Source organism: Acetobacter musti, assembly GCF_011516835.1.
Taxonomy (GTDB): Bacteria; Pseudomonadota; Alphaproteobacteria; order Acetobacterales; family Acetobacteraceae; genus Acetobacter; species Acetobacter musti.
The window spans coordinates 1-1119 of the sequence record NZ_WOTB01000104.1 but is presented as its reverse complement, the minus strand read 5'-3'; the positions used below and the strand labels follow the sequence as shown (position 1 = coordinate 1119).

Here is a 1119-nt window from a genome sequence, read left to right as displayed (position 1 = left end):
CTTCTGCGGGCCGCAAGACGCTCAATCTGTCGAAACAGGCTCGTGCCGCCTGATCGTTCCTTTATTGTTCATGCCAAACGTTGTTTAGCGTACCATCCACACGATGGCCTCTAACATGCAGCCCCGGCTGCACCGTAGAAGCCACGCTGGAGTTGTTTGGGGGCAAATGGAAGGCGCTTATTCTGTATCATCTGTTTGAAGATGGCGTGCTGCGCTTTAGCGAATTCCGTAGGCGTATGCCAAATGTAACGCAGCGTATGCTGACAAACCAGTTGCGAGAACTGGAAGCCGATGGCCTGATTTCCCGCACGGTTTTTCCAGAAGTGCCACCACGCGTGGAATATGAACTGACCGACTTGGGTAAAACACTCAAGCCGGTCATCCATGCACTAAAGGAATGGGGTGATAAATATGCCCACAGCGTGACGCAGAAAAAAGAATCAAGTGGTGGGTAAAAGCCCCTCACCTACGTTCATAAATGCACATGAGGGGGAGTTTCTTTACTTCAATCCAGTTTTTCACGCTGCCAGAAGCGGAGATTGCCGCAGGTTTTTACAAATGTGTTGGCATCGTTTTGACTGCCCAGTTTAATGCAGCCTTTATCAACATCATCTGCCAAACCTGCCTTTTTGAATAATGTGCAGGCTTCTGAAGAATACCCAATATATTTGCAGTGTGTGAAAGCGTCCGTCAGGAAATCTTTGGCAGCAGGAGTGCTGGCCAGCACTTTTGTGCCTTCCTTGGAAGCCAGAATGGCTACAGCATCGTATAATACCGATGGCCCGCCGTCTATTTTCTGCTGCGCAGCTACCTTGGTACCATCTGAAAGTGTAATGCCGCCAATTTTGGGGGCGATGACTTCGTAATTGGCTTTTTCTGCCTGAAGAGCGGAAATGAGCGCAGCAAAAAGGTCTGCATCCACGCCATCTGTCGCCAGAATACCCATTTTACGGCCAGCAAATGCTTTTGGCCCATTTTTAACGATACTGAGGGCATCAGATGGAGGGTTCGACGCGGATTTCTCACACTTGAGGCAATTTCGGGTCATTTTGTAGAATTCAGTCATCCCACAGGAGCCCGATCTGGAATATTGACGATATTCTGCTTCTGGCGGCGGGT

1 protein-coding gene and 1 pseudogene are annotated in these 1119 nt (G+C 49.5%); one reads left to right on the top strand and one right to left on the bottom strand.

What is annotated here, in order from left to right; translation table 11 throughout:
* Positions 1 to 80: 80 nt before the first annotated feature.
* The gene (locus GOB93_RS20920; protein WP_173585273.1) at positions 81 to 455 is read left to right on the top strand and encodes a winged helix-turn-helix transcriptional regulator; all 375 of its coding nucleotides are present in this window, start codon (positions 81 to 83) and stop codon (positions 453 to 455) included.
* Positions 456 to 505: 50 nt separating this feature from the next.
* Here GOB93_RS20920 and GOB93_RS20915 read toward each other — a convergent pair.
* A pseudogene (locus GOB93_RS20915) lies at positions 506 to 1119 on the bottom strand (hypothetical protein); the annotation flags it as partial.